The sequence below is a fragment of the Proteus sp. CD3 genome, assembly GCF_008808075.1.
Taxonomy (GTDB): Bacteria; Pseudomonadota; Gammaproteobacteria; order Enterobacterales; family Enterobacteriaceae; genus Proteus; species Proteus appendicitidis.
This window is the reverse complement of sequence record NZ_CP019686.1, coordinates 3,109,257-3,126,547: the sequence shown is the minus strand read 5'-3', so window position 1 is coordinate 3,126,547 and position 17,291 is coordinate 3,109,257. Positions and strand designations below refer to the sequence as shown.

13 protein-coding genes are annotated in these 17,291 nt (G+C 38.5%); 10 read left to right on the top strand and 3 right to left on the bottom strand.

All coding sequences use genetic code 11. The features are described from left to right. Positions 1 to 83: 83 nt before the first annotated feature. Both pyk and BTA34_RS13975 read right to left on the bottom strand, forming a co-directional pair. Entirely contained in the window at positions 84 to 1,535 is a 1,452-nt protein-coding gene (pyk, locus tag BTA34_RS13980) for a pyruvate kinase (RefSeq protein WP_151436088.1), read from the bottom strand. Positions 1,536 to 1,600: 65 nt separating this feature from the next. After that, positions 1,601 to 2,938, bottom strand: coding sequence for an MFS transporter (locus BTA34_RS13975; RefSeq protein ID WP_151436087.1), 1,338 nt, complete (start codon positions 2,936 to 2,938; stop codon positions 1,601 to 1,603). 312 nt (positions 2,939 to 3,250) lie between these two features. Between BTA34_RS13975 and BTA34_RS13970 the strand changes: the two genes are divergently transcribed. The 10 genes from BTA34_RS13970 to BTA34_RS13925 all read left to right on the top strand — a co-directional run bounded on the left by BTA34_RS13970 (position 3,251) and on the right by BTA34_RS13925 (position 15,698). Continuing rightward, complete coding sequence (locus tag BTA34_RS13970) at positions 3,251 to 4,540, top strand: ABC transporter substrate-binding protein (RefSeq protein WP_151436086.1); 1,290 nt, start codon at positions 3,251 to 3,253, stop codon at positions 4,538 to 4,540. A 57-nt stretch (positions 4,541 to 4,597) separates the two neighbouring features. Next, a complete protein-coding gene (locus BTA34_RS13965) occupies positions 4,598 to 6,973 on the top strand; it encodes an ATP-binding protein (RefSeq protein WP_151436085.1) in 2,376 nt (791 codons plus the stop codon). Further along, positions 6,951 to 8,228, top strand: a complete 1,278-nt coding sequence (locus BTA34_RS13960) for a sigma-54-dependent transcriptional regulator (RefSeq protein WP_151436084.1) — start codon at positions 6,951 to 6,953, stop codon at positions 8,226 to 8,228. The genes BTA34_RS13965 and BTA34_RS13960 overlap by 23 nt, the downstream gene beginning before the upstream one ends. 1,145 nt (positions 8,229 to 9,373) lie before the next feature. Then, positions 9,374 to 9,940, top strand: a complete 567-nt coding sequence (locus BTA34_RS13955) for a fimbrial protein (protein WP_036913900.1) — start codon at positions 9,374 to 9,376, stop codon at positions 9,938 to 9,940. Positions 9,941 to 10,037: 97 nt separating this feature from the next. Continuing rightward, the gene (locus BTA34_RS13950; protein ID WP_151436083.1) at positions 10,038 to 12,533 is read left to right on the top strand and encodes a fimbria/pilus outer membrane usher protein; all 2,496 of its coding nucleotides are present in this window, start codon (positions 10,038 to 10,040) and stop codon (positions 12,531 to 12,533) included. 26 nt (positions 12,534 to 12,559) lie between these two features. Beyond that, entirely contained in the window at positions 12,560 to 13,306 is a 747-nt protein-coding gene (locus BTA34_RS13945) for a molecular chaperone (protein ID WP_151436082.1), read from the top strand. A 4-nt stretch (positions 13,307 to 13,310) separates the two neighbouring features. Further along, positions 13,311 to 13,796, top strand: coding sequence for a fimbrial protein (locus tag BTA34_RS13940; RefSeq protein ID WP_151436081.1), 486 nt, complete (start codon positions 13,311 to 13,313; stop codon positions 13,794 to 13,796). Positions 13,797 to 13,812: 16 nt separating this feature from the next. Next, positions 13,813 to 14,304: a fimbrial protein gene (locus BTA34_RS13935; RefSeq protein ID WP_151436080.1), complete on the top strand. Its 492-nt coding sequence runs from the start codon at positions 13,813 to 13,815 to the stop codon at positions 14,302 to 14,304. After that, positions 14,304 to 14,840 (top strand): fimbrial protein, encoded by a 537-nt coding sequence (locus tag BTA34_RS13930; RefSeq protein WP_151436079.1) that lies wholly within the window; start codon positions 14,304 to 14,306, stop codon positions 14,838 to 14,840. Before BTA34_RS13935 ends, BTA34_RS13930 begins: the two co-directional genes overlap by 1 nt. Before the next feature lie 6 nt (positions 14,841 to 14,846). After that, complete coding sequence (locus tag BTA34_RS13925; protein ID WP_151436078.1) at positions 14,847 to 15,698, top strand: hypothetical protein; 852 nt, start codon at positions 14,847 to 14,849, stop codon at positions 15,696 to 15,698. Between the two features lie 105 nt (positions 15,699 to 15,803). On the opposite strand, the gene dhaM is transcribed toward BTA34_RS13925, so the two are convergent. After that, the gene (gene dhaM, locus BTA34_RS13920; RefSeq protein ID WP_151436077.1) at positions 15,804 to 17,252 is read right to left on the bottom strand and encodes a dihydroxyacetone kinase phosphoryl donor subunit DhaM; all 1,449 of its coding nucleotides are present in this window, start codon (positions 17,250 to 17,252) and stop codon (positions 15,804 to 15,806) included. Positions 17,253 to 17,291: the final 39 nt, after the last annotated feature.

Sequence of the window (17,291 nt, the reverse complement as noted above, 5' to 3'; positions counted from 1 at the left end):
TGTGGCTAAAATGATTTGGTGTGCTCTTTTTCTTGTTATTTACTTCAGGTTGCCTCTCTCATAAGCTCCTTGATGGAAGACACTCAAGCAGTTGCCGCTTCAACTTGTTTTACAGGAACAAGATGACAGCAATCGCTTTCACCGGTTTTCTCAAAAGTTGATAAACGGGTGATCAAGAGTGAATTCATGTCTGTTAATAATCCCTCTGCTTGTAGTTTTTGCATGATGCTTTCATCGCAGTCATTATTATTTTGACGTTGATAAGCCACAGGCGTTACACCACGTAATACAGTCAATTGACCTGCAAGTGCGGGATTATCTGTTAATGCGTAGACGTTGTTATTTGGCATAAAGCGTGACAATAGCGTCACTGATTTACCATTTTCTGTTAATGCGGCAACACTTAAATGCTTGTCGTCATGGAAAGCCGTTGTCGCAGCAGCTAACGCAATCCAACGACCCGTTTGTGAATAGTAAGACGGTGATTGCCATGGGTTTTCCGCGTTTGCTGCAAAAGAGCGCTCAGCACCTTCAGCTACGCGAGCCATTGCACTAACGGCTTCCACAGGGTATTTTCCTGCTGCTGTTTCCGCTGAAAGCATCACGGCATCTGTTCCATCACCGACGGCATTCGCAATATCCATCACTTCAGCACGCGTTGGCATTGGGCTTTCAATCATCGATTCCATCATTTGCGTTGCAGTAATAACCGGGCAACCTAATGCGCGACAACGTGCAATCAGTTGCTTTTGTGCGCCCGGTAAGCTGGCATCCCCGATTTCAACCGCTAAATCACCGCGAGCCACCATAATGACATCTGACGCTTTAATAATGTCATCCATGTTTTCTTGGCAAGAAACGACTTCTGCGCGTTCTACTTTAGCAACGATTTTGGCGTGACTTCCTGCGGCAATTACTAAGCCTCGTGCATATTCAATATCTGCACCATTGCGTGGGAATGAAACGGCAATATAATCAGCCTGAATAGCGGCTGCTGTGTGTATGTCTTGTTTGTCTTTGTCTGTTAATGCAGGCGCAGATAAACCACCACCGAGTAAGTTAATACCTTTACGGTTAGAGAGTTTTCCACCTACAGTGACAATGGTTTCTATTTTATTATTATTTACGGCACTGACTTGTAATTGGATATTACCGTCGTCCAGTAACAGAATATTCCCTGGTGTGACTTCTTGAACAAGCTGTGGGTAGTCCAAACCAACTTGTTGTTCGTCGCCTAATGTGCTGTCTAAATCTGCATTTAGAATAAAGCTATCGCCTTGTTTTAATTGAACTGAATCATTTTTAAAGTTAGCGATACGAATTTTAGGGCCTTGCAGGTCTGCTAAGATCCCGATAAATACACGATGTTTTTCTGCGACCTGACGGATAGTTGCGGCTGTGGCCTGATGCTGTTCGCGAGTGCCGTGTGAAAAGTTTAAACGAAATACGTTAGCACCCGCCATAATCAGCTTTTCAATCATCTGTTCTGAACAGCTAGCCGGGCCAAGAGTCGCAACAATTTTTGTCTTACGCATAATGACATTCTCTTTTTAAAGAGGGATACCCAAAGGTATCCCTTGATGACAACTTAATTAATTCATTAATCCATGGTAACTTTTTTCGCATTCCAGACTAGCGTCGCTAAAATCATGGAAACGATGGCAGAACCTATCCAGAAATACTGTACTGTGGTGAAGTCGTAGTGAGTGATATCACCAACTTGAGTCACTTTAATCAGTGATGCTGAAATCAGTTCTTGCGCTGATGCTGCAATGTAAGCGAACAGTCCAATAAAGCCTTTTACTGCACCTACTGCGTTTTTCGGCATCAGGTCACAAGCCGTTAAACCGGCTAAGAACACAACCAGACCACCCATTGCAAAACCAACCATACTTAATGCAATAGCATCCATAACACGGCTTTGTGGACCCCAGAACATCAGTGCAAAACCAGCGATGTTGGCGATACCATAAATGAGTGTTGGAATATGACGGTTAGCGTTAAACAGTTTGTCTGAAGCCATACCCGCTAAGATTGCACCGAAGAAACCAGCGATTGGGTAAGTAGACATTGCGAAACCAGCATCAATCAGTGAGTAACCTTTTGAACCTTGTAGGTAAAGAACGGCCCATGAACTGATTGCATAGCGAGAGATATACATAGCCGCACATGCTGCTGCGATGATCCACACTGTTGGTTGTTTTAATACGAATAACTGAGCGCGACGTGTTTCTTTAGGATCACTTGATTTAACAGCTTCTGACTCTTCGCCATATGCGGTTGCTGGATCAGGTAAGCCATAAGTACGAGGACGGTCTTTTAAAATCATCAGTAAGATGATACCCGCAGCAATACCTGCGATACCGGCACCGATAAAACCTGCACGCCAGCCGAAGAAGCTCACTATGGTTGCCGTTAAGATCCACGTAATTGCTTCACCGATGTTACGCGAGCCACCCCAGATGGAATAAACTGTACCGCGCTGTTTTGGTGAGAACCATTGGAAGATAGAGACACAAGAAGGTGCTGAACCCACAGATTGGAACCAACCGTTAATACCCCATAATAGGATAAAGAACAGGCTCGCCGTTGACATTCCCATGAAGATACAAACAAAGGAAGAGGCAATTAACGAGATGGACATAAAGCGTCCAATATTGGCATAATCTGACAAGAAGCCGTTAGAGAACTTACCAAATGCGTAGGTAAAGAAGAACGCAGAACCCATTAAACCGAGTTCAGCGGTGGTTACGATACCTGCATCCAGCATAGGTTTTTTCACCACACCGAGTGCCATACGAACCACATAGAACATGGCATAACCAAGAACAAGACCAAAGAAGACCTGCCATTGGTGCTTTTTATATATTGCGCGGATCTTTTCACTTGACGCTTCTATTAGCGGCAGATCCTTTCTGGTTTTAAAGAAACTTAGCATAGAGATGACTCCGAATATTATTCATGTCTGAAGCTGATTTTGGTTTTCAGAGCTGATGCTATTCATTTAGGTCATCTTGGTGCAAAAGAGGGAATTTGAGTCATCGATGACACATTCTGCTGAATCGGTGAGTCAAATTTGTAACATCGCTATTAGGCGTTGGTTTAAAAATGAGTGAAGATATCGTCGTATCATTGTTGTAAATGGGTCATTAAGGACTCATTAGCCAAAAATAATAAATATTGCTAAATATCAGAAGTTTGAAGTTCGACACATTTTTATGTTTATTCAAAACAAAACCAGGGGTATGTCATGAAAATAAAAATAACGCTTAGCCTCGTCTGTTTACTGTTTAGTTGGCTGTTTATCACACCTGTACGTAGTGATGAGCAGCCACTTGTTATACTGACGACTCTTTCAGATACACCAATGCGACCACTTACAGAGGCTTTTAGCGCTCGTTATCCAGATACTAAGGTGCAAGTGGTTTATCGTCGCGTCGCGATTGCGACACGGATGATGAAACAATATCCCACACAGCCAGTTGATATTGTGATGTCGTCATCGGCTAATTTTTTCCATCATCTAGATAGAGAAGGGCTACTGGCGCGATTACCCGTCAATTACGAAACGCCAAAATGGTTAACGCGCCATAGTGATATCTTAAACGACAAGATAACCACGGTTGGCTATTCCGGTATTGGTATTATGAGCAATACGCAATACCTACAAAAATTGGGTATTCCGGCACCTAAAAGCTGGGTTGATTTAAGTGATCCGATTTACCAAGGGCACTTAACTATGACCACTCCAGCGAACTCTGGCACGATGCAATTGATGGTGGAAAATGTGCTGCAAGAGTACGGCTGGGAGCGTGGATGGCAGATCCTACTCGAAACCAGTGGTAATCTTTCCTCTATTTCGGCACGGAGTTCCCGTGTCAGTGATGCTATCGCCAGAGGCATTGTAGGCGCTGGTCCAATTATCGATAACTACGCGTTTAATCATCAGAAACGCTTTGATTTTGTCGAATTTAGCTATTTTGATAAGTCGATTATTTTACCGGCTTATGTTGCTATTGTTGCCGAAAGCAGTAAAAGAGACACAGCAGCCAAATTTATTGCCTTTCTTTTATCGGATGAAGGACAAGAGATCATCTATAAAAGTGATATGGCAAAGATCCCATTAAGCAAAGAGATTTTACGTAATAACGATGAACTTGCTAATAACACCGAATTTATTTTAAACAGTAATGAGGCTTATCGTCGTAGTGAAGTCGTTAATGCGTTATTTGATCAAATGATCACCCATAATTTTCCGTTAATGCGCCAGGTTTGGAATGATATCCACGAAGCAGAAAGACAGGAAAATAAAACGCCAGAACGTATTTCTGCGATCAGTAAAGCGCGAAAAATAGCAAGTTCAGTGCTTATTAGTGAAAAAGAGGCTAATTCTCCTACATTACAAGCGTTATTTATGAAAGAAGCTGATCAGCGAGAATACTCTGATCAAGCATTAGCTGTGTTGTATCAATGGCGTACATTAGAAGCTGAAAGGCTTGAACAAGCACTGGTTTTATTGAAAGAGACAAAATCACCCTAACCGCCTTGTGGTTCAAATATACAGCAGGAAGCGCTGTTTTTATGAAAGGTATTACGGATGAAATTATTAGTGCCTAAACAATTTGGCAAACTAGGTAGACGCCTGTATATGGCGTTTATCTTTAGTTCTTTACTCACCTTATTGATTGGTGTGGTTATCTTTTTTATGTGGGGAAAACTGGCGACACAAATTAATGCGTCAGTGGGAGAGTCTCTGCCGATGTTAACCACCAGCTATACCATGGAACGTTATAGCACCAATTTACAAATGCTATTAAAAGAGCGAGAGCAAACACAGAGAAAATCGATTTCAGAGCAACAACAGCAGGAAATTCATCAGTTATTAGATAATTTGCGTGAGTTTCCTATTGAGCAAAAGCCACAGCGTGATTTTTATACTCAACTTGTTGATGAGCTATCGGCGCTTATTAATCAACAAGATGTGTTATTGGATAAACGACGTGAATTAGAGAATCGCCTTGCCCAATTATTAGGGCAATTGGCGTGGATGCATGACGCTGTTGGTGAAGATATTAAACCGCTACTGAATGAAATTGAGTGGCATGTCAGCCAAATGCTCAATGAAAAAAATGTACAGGAAAACAGCCTACAACTCCTATTGGAATCAACGCTGTTACAAGAGTTGTTTACGACAGAAAATGAGTTAATCAGCTTAGTTGAAGAGATTGCTCACCAACGTTATAGCCGTGATATTGATGTCGCTTTCCATTATATCAGCGTCAAAATCGATGAAATAATTGCTTTAAATCAGAAACTAAAAAGCTATCCATCGACAATTGCTCATCGCCAAGTATTACAAGAGATTATTGCGATCACCCGTTATGACGGTGATATTTATCAAACACTGATTGATGATGTAGATAACGAGAAAAAGCTCAAAGCATTAACCCCTGAACTCAATGAAAAATTATCACAATTTGATAATGCCGTAAGAGGCAATGTTTTTGCTACCAGTGAAGCACTAAATAAGCTTAATGATAATACCCGTAAGCTAATGGCAACGGGGAAAATTGTTATTGTTGTCATCATTATTGCATCACTATTGCTGAGTATTATTGTGATGAAAATCTTGATTGATAGAAGACTTATTGCAAGATTGAATAAACTCAGTGATGACTTAGCGCATGTTGCCAAAGGTCATTTAACCGAGCCTGTACTGATCGAAGGGCAAGATGAGATTGGTCTGTTAAGTCGGCGACTTCGCCGATTTTGGCGTCAAATGAAAGAAGTTGAAACCAGCAATGCGTTAAATCTTATTAATAACACCGATGCAAGCTTAATTACTTGTCACCACGATGGCAGAATGGAAACCGTTAATCCAAGTGCGGCAATGTTATTAGGAACAGGAAAAGAGCAGAGTAATAAGCCACTTTGGTTACTGTTTAGTGGTGAGGCGAGCACCATGCTGAAAGCTCAATTTAGCTCAACCAGTCAGCTTTATCGCTTCGGGCAAAGTGAATGTACCATTCGAATGGTAAAAGAAGGCGAGCCGCATTTTTTACAATTTAATATTCGAGAATATCCGCATAAAGACGAACACAAATATATTGTGACTATCACGGATATTACGCGCCAAGAGCTAAGCCGATTAGAGCTTCAACGGCTGGTGGCATTAAAAACACAAGATTTACAGGATAAAAACCAGCAATTAAATGAAGAGATATTGCGCCGCGAACAGGCACAGAAACATTTAATTCAGACACAAGAAGAGTTAGTACAAGCTGCTAAAATGGCCGTTGTGGGGCAGGCGATGACAAGTCTTGCACATGAGCTTAATCAGCCACTCTCTGCAATCAATACCTATCTATACAGTGCAAAACTGACTATGCAGATGGGCAAATATGATCAATTACCTGATTCTATCGAACGTATTGAAAAGCTGTGCGCGCGAATGAATCGAATAATCACTGCATTACGTAATTTCTCACGTAAATCTTCGTCTGAAATTAGCTTTGTTTCAGCGCCGTTAAAGGAGCTAGTAGATAGCGCGATGGTGCTGGTGGAGTCCCGCTCTAAACGAGAGCAGTGCATTATTACCAATAATATTCCTGATGAATTAACCATTTGTGCAGACCCGACACAAATTGAACAAGTCTTGGTTAACTTGTTTGTTAATGCAATGGATGCCATTGCGGGTGTTGGTGAAAGCCAAATCACAATTGATCTTTTATCTGTTGATCCTAAACGAAAATTAGTGGCGATCGCCGACAGTGGAAAAGGATTCAATTCAGACGTTTTACCAAAACTATTTACCCCATTTACAACCACAAAAGATGTGGGGCTTGGGTTAGGGTTATCCATTTGCCGTTCAATTATGCAACGGTTTGGTTATGAAATTTACTTGGCCTCTACATTAAACGGTGGCGCCATGGTTGTTTTGGAGTTTACAGATGACACAATCACACATGCCTGATATCGATGTTTTATTAATTGATGACGATGAAGATATTCTTGAATCTTATCGTCATTTACTCAATCTTGCGGGAATGGTTGCTAGAGTAACCGACTCACCAGAAAAAGCACTAAGCCTGTTAACTCCAGAATGGCAGGGGGCTGTTGTACTTGATATTTATATGCCAGCAATGAATGGCATGGAAGTATTAGAGCGGATTAAACACATTGACTCTCGTATTCCGGTTATCATGATCACAGGGCATGGCGATATACCGTTAGCCGTAGAAGCGGTAAAAAAAGGAGCTTATGATTTTATTGAAAAACCGATTAATCCACCTGTTTTTCTAGAGTTAGTGGCAAAGGCACACAAAGAGCGTCAATCTATTCTTTCTCTTAGAAATGCGGTAATAAGTACCACACAAGAGCGATTAGTAGGAGACAGTGCGCAAATCACTGCAATTAGAGAACAAGTACAACAAATCGCTGATATAGATAAAGATTTAATGATAGAAGGTGAGATGGGAACAGGGCGACATCTTCTTGCGCAACTATTGCATGAATTAAGCCCGCATAGTGATAAAGCTATTCAAACCGTCGATTGCCAAAATTTAGCGGATATCAAGCAAGTTATTGCCCAAATTGAAGCAGATGAAGTCGGAACACTGATTTTACGTTCTCCTTATGATTTGTCATCAGAAGCACAACGCTGGTTAAGTTCTTATTTGTTAGATATGGAACGTCAAGGAAAGCGCCATTTTAGAACGATCGCGATTTTAGAAAATAATACTCAGCAACTGGTAACAGAAGGACGATTGATCCCTGAATTCTATTACTATTTTTCACAAATCACTTTTTCACTGCCTCCGTTAAGTGCCAGACGCCCAGATATTATTCCGTTATTTAGAGCTTTCTTACGACAAAGCGCACAGCGACTCGGTATTGCAGTACCCAAGATTGATCGTAATTACCTCGATATTTTAAAACGTTACGATTGGCCGGGTAATATTCGTGAGTTACGAAATGTTGCTGAATTATATGCGGTAGGCATTGTGAAAATGGTTGATAGTGAACAACATCGAGCCATTATTCCACCTGAAGGTCCTTTGGATAATCTTGTGGATGAGTATGAACGTCGATTAATTGAAGATGCGTTATATTTATTTGCGGGACGTGTGAGTGATGTGGCGGATTATTTGGGTATTCCACGTAAAAAGCTGTATTTACGAATGAAAAAACATGATCTCGATAAAGATAGCTATAAACCAAAAGTGTGATTTATCCGCTATGTAATAACAAAGAAGCGCCATACAGGCGCTCTTTCAGCGTTTTCTTTTGTTGCTATTATTCTTAAAATTATATTAAGAGTTAAATATAAAAAATAAAGTGTCTTTATTTGACTGTCATAATAGTATTTTTGATATAGCGGTTGATTTTTTATTTTTTATAAAATAGATAAAATAACAAAGTAAAAAAATAGTTACTAAATATTATTATCTCTCTTATTGTGAATATTATTTTTTATTTATGTTAAAAGAGATTTTATTCTATAATTGACTATATTAAAACGAGTGCTCATTAAAAGAGTCTCATATTTATTTTGTCTCTATAATTTATTTTTTATTCATTATTAATAATTAATTAATGATATTGAAATATATCGTCATAATTAGATTGTCTAATTTTTAATTAAATAAGAGAATATAATTTAATTCCTCAATTAAGATGAATCCTAAGTGTTATTGTATATATATTGGGTTTATCGTTTCAGCAAAAATCAATACACTAAATAACTATCACTTCGCGTTATAAAAATCCAATATAATCCGTTTATTTGGTTTTTTTATTTAATTTACTTAATATAAGTGTTAATGGTGGTTCATTTCTTCTTTACTAAGTAATAATATCTAGTCCACGTATCATTTTAGTTTAAAATACTTTAACTGCTCATTTAAAGAATTGTTTCAATTGATAACTATCCTACAGTTTTACTAATAATATCCTTTTCTGACTTTTGACTTAATTTACACCTTTTGCGAGTATTTCATTGCAAAATAAGTAAAGAAACATAATTTAAATCTGTTTTTTTGCTTTAAATTTTGACTCTTACTTTCTGATCAAAGTTTATTACTTATTTATATGTCTAATTAAGATGTTTTTATTAATTAAGGAACTTAATTTCTAAAATATTTAAAAGTGACGTTTAAAAAAGTTAATGCGATTAATTTATTCCATAAATTAATTTTAATATGAATGCACAAAGGACGCATTCGTAGGATATCCCCTATCTTGGTTTTATAAATCAATATCAATGGATCTGTGAATTTTAAATTGTAGAAAGGCGGTGAGGTTTTATTACCTATCGCTTATTTAGTCAGAAACCAAGAAATATCAATATCTTTATGTGTATAAAGGAAATGTTATGAAATTTACTAAATTAGCTTTAGGTGTTGCGTTATCTTTAGTTGTTGCTGCTCCAAGCTTTGCAGCAGATCCAGCGGAAAGCCGTGAAGGTAAAGTACGTTTTACGGGCTTTATCAATGATGTTCCATGTTCAATCGATGATAAAAGTTTAGATCAAACTGTTAAGTTTGGTGAAATCGCATTACATGAACTGACCAGCAATAAATTCCGTTCAGATAGCGAAAACTTCGATATTATCCTGAAAAACTGCTCAACTGAAACTTACAAAACTGCAAAAGTATCATTCACTGGTGCAACGGTAAGTGGTTTTGACGGTTATACCGGCGAATTACTGGGCTTAGGTGGCAAAGTACAAAACGCAGGTATCGTTATCACTGACCGTGGTAATAATCCAATTACTTTTGGCCAAGGCTTCCCAGTAGCAGGTCACGCTTTAAATAATGGCGATGGCTCTGTCACTACTCTGCAATTCTCAGCTTATGTGAAAGGTAATGAAGCAGATGATAAGAAAGCAACAACAGGTTCTTTCGACACAGTAGCTAACTTCAAAGTTATTTACGAATAATTGTTGTTTTTTTATTTAATAAGATGTGTGGCGTCTAGACGCCATGCATCTCATTAAGATTATCTTCTGTTAATAATGCTGAGGATGGCATAGCAAAATGAAAAGCATGAAAATAAATACGATCACAAAAGTAATGCTTTTATTCTTTGTTCCTTTTTCGTTGCCTGTTTTTGCAGAAGAAGCCGTCGATTTTAATACCGATTTCTTAACAGATAAGGGTATTGAAAATACCGATTTTACTAAATTCTCTTACGCAAACTATATTCAGCCGGGCACTCATTTACTGGCGACCGACGTTAATAAACAAAGAGTAAGAAATGAAGAACCTACTTTATTTTTTGCCCCAGATTACAACGCAGAATTATCTATTCCTTGTATCACCCCAGAGGTTTATCCCCTTTTAGGCTTAAAATCTGAATGGGAAAAAAAAGTCACCTGGTTAACAACAAATAATACCCAGTGCCTTGATTTTCGTTCAGTGCCAAATATGAATGCTGTGGGTGATCTCTACACCGGTATTTTAAATGTTAGTATTCCTCAGGCCTTTATGGAATATCAAGATCCTAGTTGGGACCCCCCGTCACGTTGGGATGATGGTATTGCAGGGTTCTTTCTTGATTACAATATGAGTAATCGCCTTATTCGATATGAAAACAACGGCAAAGGAACTGAAACCGGAACCAATATTAATGGTGTAATGGGCATTAATATGGGGGCTTGGCGTTTTCGTTCAGATTGGCAAGCCTCAGGCGGTAATTTAAATAGCAGCGATAAATCATGGCGTTGGAACCAGCTTTATCTTTTTCGTGCCATTCGCTCTTTAGGTGCAAAATTAACGTTAGGTGAACAATATCTCTCATCAGAGCTTTTTGATAGCTTCCGTTATCTTGGTGCTTCATTAGAGAGTGATAACGCAATGATCCCACCGCGTTTACAGGGTTATGCGCCTGAAATCGCAGGGGTTGCAAGAACTAATGCCACGGTTATTGTGCGTCAAGATGGCCGTATTGTTTATCAAAATGAAGTCAGCCCTGGACCATTTCGAATTCAAGACGTCAATACATTTGGGGGCGGTACTTTAGATGTTGCTATTGAAGAGCAAGATGGTTCTGTTCAAACATTTAAAGTAGAAACGTCACGTTTAGGAACACTAACAAGACCGGGGCAGTTTTTATATAAGTTGGTCATGGGTAAGCCAACTAAAAATGAACATGACACTGAAGGCCCTGCATTTTCATTAGGCTCTTTCTCATGGGGGGCTGCGAATAACACCACAATTTATGGCGGGTTATTAGCCTCAACAGAATATCAAAATATTGCGTTAGGTTTAGGGCAAGACTTAGCTCCATTTGGAGTGCTTTCCTTTAATATTTCTGCTTCACGCGCTGAGATGGGCAGTAACTTTGATGATAAAACGCTATCAGGAACGTCTTATAACGTTACTTATTCAAAGCAATTCGATGAAATAAATAGTCAGATTACCTTTGCGGGATATCGCTTCTCTCAACGTGACTATTTAAGTATGACTCAGTTTTTAGATGGTCGTTATCGTGGGCTTCATATCGACAGTGGTAAAGAGCTTTATACAGCCATCTTTGGTACGGCTTTCCCTGATTACAATATCAATACGTATTTAAACTATTCTCGCCAAACCTATTGGAATCGACCTTCAACTGATAACTACAGTTTTACGGTTTCCAGCTATTTTGATTGGGCTAGTTTTAAAAATCTATCTATTAACTTATCTGCTTATAAAGTGGAATCAAGCCATAACAATGATGAAGGTGTTTATGTGTCATTGGGTGTACCGCTAGAGCGTAATGACGCCAATATTAGTTATTCGGGATCGTTTAATCGTCATAATACTAGCAATACCGTTAACTATTATGAGCGGCTGAATGAAAGAAGTACCTATAACTTATCTGCGGGTACTTGGGATAGCGATAAAGTTAATCTTTCAGGTTTCTATAATTATGACGGTAATTTAACAAAACTGACGACAAGTGGAACTTATACCCAAAATAACCAAAGTGCATTATCGATGCAATTAATGGGGGGAATAACACTTACTCCAGAAGGTGGCGCATTCCACCGAGTCACTTCAATGGGAAATTCACGCATATTGGTTGATACCAATAATGTTCAAGATATTCCGATTAAAACAGGTTTAACACCAATTGAAACCAACCGACATGGCAAAGCGGTTTTAATGGGGGTGCAAAACTACTCTCGTAGCAATATCACCATCGATATTAATAATCTTCCGGAAAAAGCGGATGCCGTTCAATCGTCACAATATGCCACCTTAACCGAAGGGGCGATTGGTTATCGTAAATTCCATGTGATTGAAGGTGAGAAAGTATTAGCAGTGATCACGATGGCTGATAAGAAACATCCTCCTTTTGGTGCCAGTGTTTATAACAAAGATAAATTAGAAGTTGGCATTATTTCAGATGACGGTTTTGTTTATTTATCCGGTGTAAAAGCGGGTGAAACTTTAGATCTTGTTTGGAATGGTGAAACTTGCCAATTCCAATTACCTCAGGTGCTAGAAAATAATTTAAGCAACATGTTGTTGCTTCCTTGTAAGTAATTAAATTTAAGTCAACGGTGAATGAAATGAAATATATCAACATAAGAACATTAAGCGCTATCGTTACACTTTGCCTTTTTTCTCAATCCGCTTATTCCGCTATCGCCTTAGATAGAACGCGTGTTTTATATAATGAAGGTGAGCGCTCAGTCAGTATGGTTTTAGAAAATGAAAATGAATCTAAACCTTATTTAGCACAATCTTGGCTTGAGAATAGCAAAGATGAAAAAATTAATTCTCCTTTTGTGGTAACACCGCCAGTTCAACGTATAGAAGCGGGTAACAAAAGCCAAATTAAAATTCAGGCATTACCAGCAACCAATATGTTGCCTACAGACAGAGAAAGTATTTATTACCTTAATGTTCGTGAAATTCCTCCTCGTAGTGATTCTCCCAATGTGTTGCAAATTGCATTGCAGACAAAAATTAAAGTGTTTTATCGACCAAAAAGCATTGTTGCACCTAGCCGTTTAGAGGCTAATCCAATGGAAAAAGACATTGTGATTGAAAAACAGGGGAGTCATTACAATGTAAAAAACCCTTCACCTTATTATCTGACTATCACCAAAGTGAGAAAAAATAATACGGAGGTTAATGGTTTTGAAGCCGTGATGATTGAGCCGTTTGGTCAACGTCCATTAGGGGCAAAAGTGGGTGATTTAGGTGCGGCACCCTCCATTGAATACCTCAATGATTTCGGTGGATTAGTTGAATTAACATTCCAGTGTCGCGGAGATATTTGTTCAGCAAATATCAAAGATAAGAAGGCGTAATATTATGCTTATATTCCGAGGTGTAATACTTTTTCTTTGTATGAGTTTTCTCGCTCCTTCTGTATGGGCTGTTTCTGGTTTTTTAAGATTGACAGTGAGCGGGAGTGTGGAGTCACGTCCTTGTAAGGTTAACGATGGTAAACCTATCGAAGTGAATTTTAATGATGTGATGACCACAAGAATAGAAAACGAAAATTATAAACAAAAAATGGATTACACCTTGGATTGTAAAACAACGGGTGATCCAAGTATGTCATTGAAATTTACAGGCGACGGTGCTGGATTTGATACGCGTTATTTAAAAACAAGCGTGACAGATTTAGGCGTGTTATTTAAAACCGCTGATACCAATGTTTATATGACAGAACCGTTTAAGTTTAACTATCAAACTCGACCAGAGCTTTATGCGGTACTGGTGAAAAAAAGTGGCGCCACACTACCAACCGGCTCCTTTACTGCAACTGCAACTATGCAGGTTTATTACAACTAACAGAGGAATAAACAACATGCGTTATTATCCATTCCTCATTATGTTATTTTTATTTTCTGTATTTTCTTCACCCAGTTTGGCAAAAGATAATGAAACACAAGTACTGATTAAAGGTAATTTATTAACGCCACCTCCTTGCAAAGTAAATGACGGCAATATGATTGAGGTGAACTTTGGTCCTGTGGCGATAAAAACGATTAAAGGCTATGACCAAAAAAGAGAAATTAATTACCAAATTACTTGTGAAGAAAATTTAAATAACTGGAATATGTATTTATCGATTGATGGTAATAAAAGTAGCTTCGATCCTAATGGGCTGAGAACCAATATTAATGAATTAACCGTAAAATTTATGATTGGTGATTCCATTATTGATTTAAATAAAAAATATTCGGTTAATTTGAATAACCCTGAAAAAATTTGGGCCGTATTGGTGAAAAAAGAAAATAGTGAACTGGCACCAGGTAATTTTACCGCGGGTGGCACCTTGTTTGTGGAGTACCAATAATGAATAAATCAATGTTATCTAGTTGTATTATTGGTAGTTGTTTATTATTTTCATCTTCTGTCTTTGCGGCTGAAAACCTTAATATTTTTGGTTCATTAATTATTGCACCTTGCAAAGTTTTACCTGAGCACTCTCAGGTTGATGTGGTATTCGATGAAATTCGCTTGGATGATATTTATAAAAGTTATTTTGAATTCGAGAAAAAGGATTTCAAAATTATTTTATCAGAGTGCGATATTTCTATTGCCAAGCAAGTGAAAATAAAATTTGAAGGGGCAACGCATAATGAACTTGCCGGATTATTAGCATTAGACGATAGCGCTAATAATCCTGATTTAGGAATAAAAATTACGACTAAAGAGGGTATCCCTATTAAATTAGGGGATTACACGGGTTTATATAATATTCCTAATAATGGCATTTTTGAGCTTAATTTTATTGCTTATTTGCAAGCGACAGCAAAAGCGATCGCAGACAAGTCAATTAAACCGGGGCATTTTTCTGCTACTGCCGTGTTTTCTTTGAAATATGAGTAAAAGATAATGAAAAAAATACAGCAAATTTTAAAGTTATTAATTGTACTATGCAGTTTTTCACTATTTAGCGTACAAGCGGGTTATTTTACTTATATTACTAAATCCGGTCCCTCTCCAGAAATTAAAGGGAATATTCGTTACGACTATGTATTGGAATATTGGACAGAAATAGGATTTACGCCAAACCCTTGTAAAAGTTTAGGTTTGAGTGGTCGGTGTTATATTCAATTAAATCACTTCCACTCAAAACCTAATAAGGGAGGAACGGGTACTGAGCATCGGGCAAGATGGCGGTGCGATGTCGATTTACAGCATTTAAGCTCTATGGCTGAAATACGCGATGTGGCTGTTAACCAATGCGGGCTGACTTTCCCTTATGTGAATTATAGTACCCATGCTGGATCTGTTACTGTTGATGAATGTATTGCTTTTTTTATGACGAGTAGCCCAACGGGAGGAAGCGGAAGAATGGTACCGGGTGGTGTATGTGGTATTGCTCCACCGCCTGAAGGTAAGTGTGCATTTATTTCTAATAATCTTACTATTTCACATGGTGTACTTGATGTGACACAAGTTAATGGTAATGAGGTGGAAGAACAATTTGCGCTCACTTGTAATGAAACTATGCCAGTAAAAATTACCAGTTCGATGGAAGATCATTATTTAAACTTAAAACCAGATGGCAGCATCCGTTCTTTTTTAACGTTAAATGGTTCACCTGCATCAATTGGTACACAAGTTAACGCAATCAAGAATGAATACACCTATGTGAGAGTATTATCAAAACTTCAAGCTAATGGCACTCCGTCATTAGGTAACTTTAGTGGTACTACGACATTGGTATTATCAATACCTTAATAAAATTAGAAGAGTCAATAATGACCTAGATTGATAGCGTTTTTCGTTGACTTACCCGCACATTATTGTGCGGGTTTTTTTTATGCGGTTAATTTGAAAAGAGGTTTATAGCATTACCGGTTCAATAACTAATTCGCCCTTATTCGTATCTAATTTTAACTTTTGGGAGTCAGTGACTTTTAATAGCGTAGATCCTAAATTGACTAACATAGGTAAGCGCATTTCAGCCGCGATAATGGCGCTGTGAGAGCGACTATCACCGTTTGCTAAAGCAATACCGACCAATTGACTATCAACTAATTGAATTAATGTGGAAGGAAAAAGCTCTTTTGCGACCAAAATAGCGGGTTGTGAAGGGGTAAAGCTTGGGCGAGTTTTATCTTGTAAATGATAAAGTACTTGATTACGTAGATCACGAAGATCAAGTTCACGCGCGCGTAAATAAGGATCGGTGAGTGCGCAATACACCTGCGCTCTTTCTTGCATTTCATCCGACCAACTTTGCTGGGCGCTGATCTTCTCTGCTCTGATGCGATCAATCACGCTTGTTATTAACTCATCATCATCTAACATCATGATATGACCGTTAAAAATAGCACCAATATGCTCACCTAATTTTTGGCTAGCTTTATTGGCACTTTGTTTTAGTGCTTTTAACGTACTCTTTATTGCAAAATTAAATTTGCCAATTTGAACATCCATATCAATCGGCTCTGATAAATTTTCAGCGGGTGATAGCTCTATTTCATGCCAAACAAAAGCGGGTGCTTTAATTTGAGATACAGGGGCCAAAAGACCTTTTAATGTTATGGTATTAGGATCAGAAGATAGCTCCTCACCAAAGCCATTTTGGGCAAGTTCAAGAAAAGCCGCAATCGCTTCATCTTCTTGTTCACCAGAGGCAATTAGCGTTATTTCATCGCCTTGACGAATTTGTATTAATGAAAGCTGATTTAAACTGAGAGGATTAATACGTCTATCCCCTTTAACTAATTGATAATCAGCCTGAAAAGAAGAAAGCACCTCAACTAAGGTTGCCGCGGGTCTTACGTGTAAACCATGAGGATTACGAACTACCCAACTCGCCTCTTTACCGTGAATTTTGACGGGGGCATTAATATCACTTTTAGGTTGAACGAAATTTTCACCAAGTTGGATTTTCTTTGGATATAAAGAATTTGAAGCTTCTTCAATCACTTTTTCTAGTGATGCCCCAGAAGATGCCGCTACAACGGCTGCAAGAGTGCCTTCAACTAAGGGTGCTGAGCAAAGAGTGACTTTCTCAGCTAGTTCTGGATCAAGTAACTCAATTGCCGTTTCTGCACTTAAGATAGCACTGCCTAAATCCATCATCACAACAATGGATTGTGCTTGTGAAAGCGATTCTATCGCCGTCATAATTTTAACGGCATCAGTACCAATCGCATGTTCTTCATCGTTGATACCTGCGGCAACTGCAAGTTGGCAATGAGCCGGATTAAGCATCTGACTGGCAAGTTCTGCCACACCATCAGCGAGATGTTTACTATGAGAAACAATAACAATATTTATCATGGTAGACCTTTATTGGTTGCTTATATTGGTTGTTTGGTC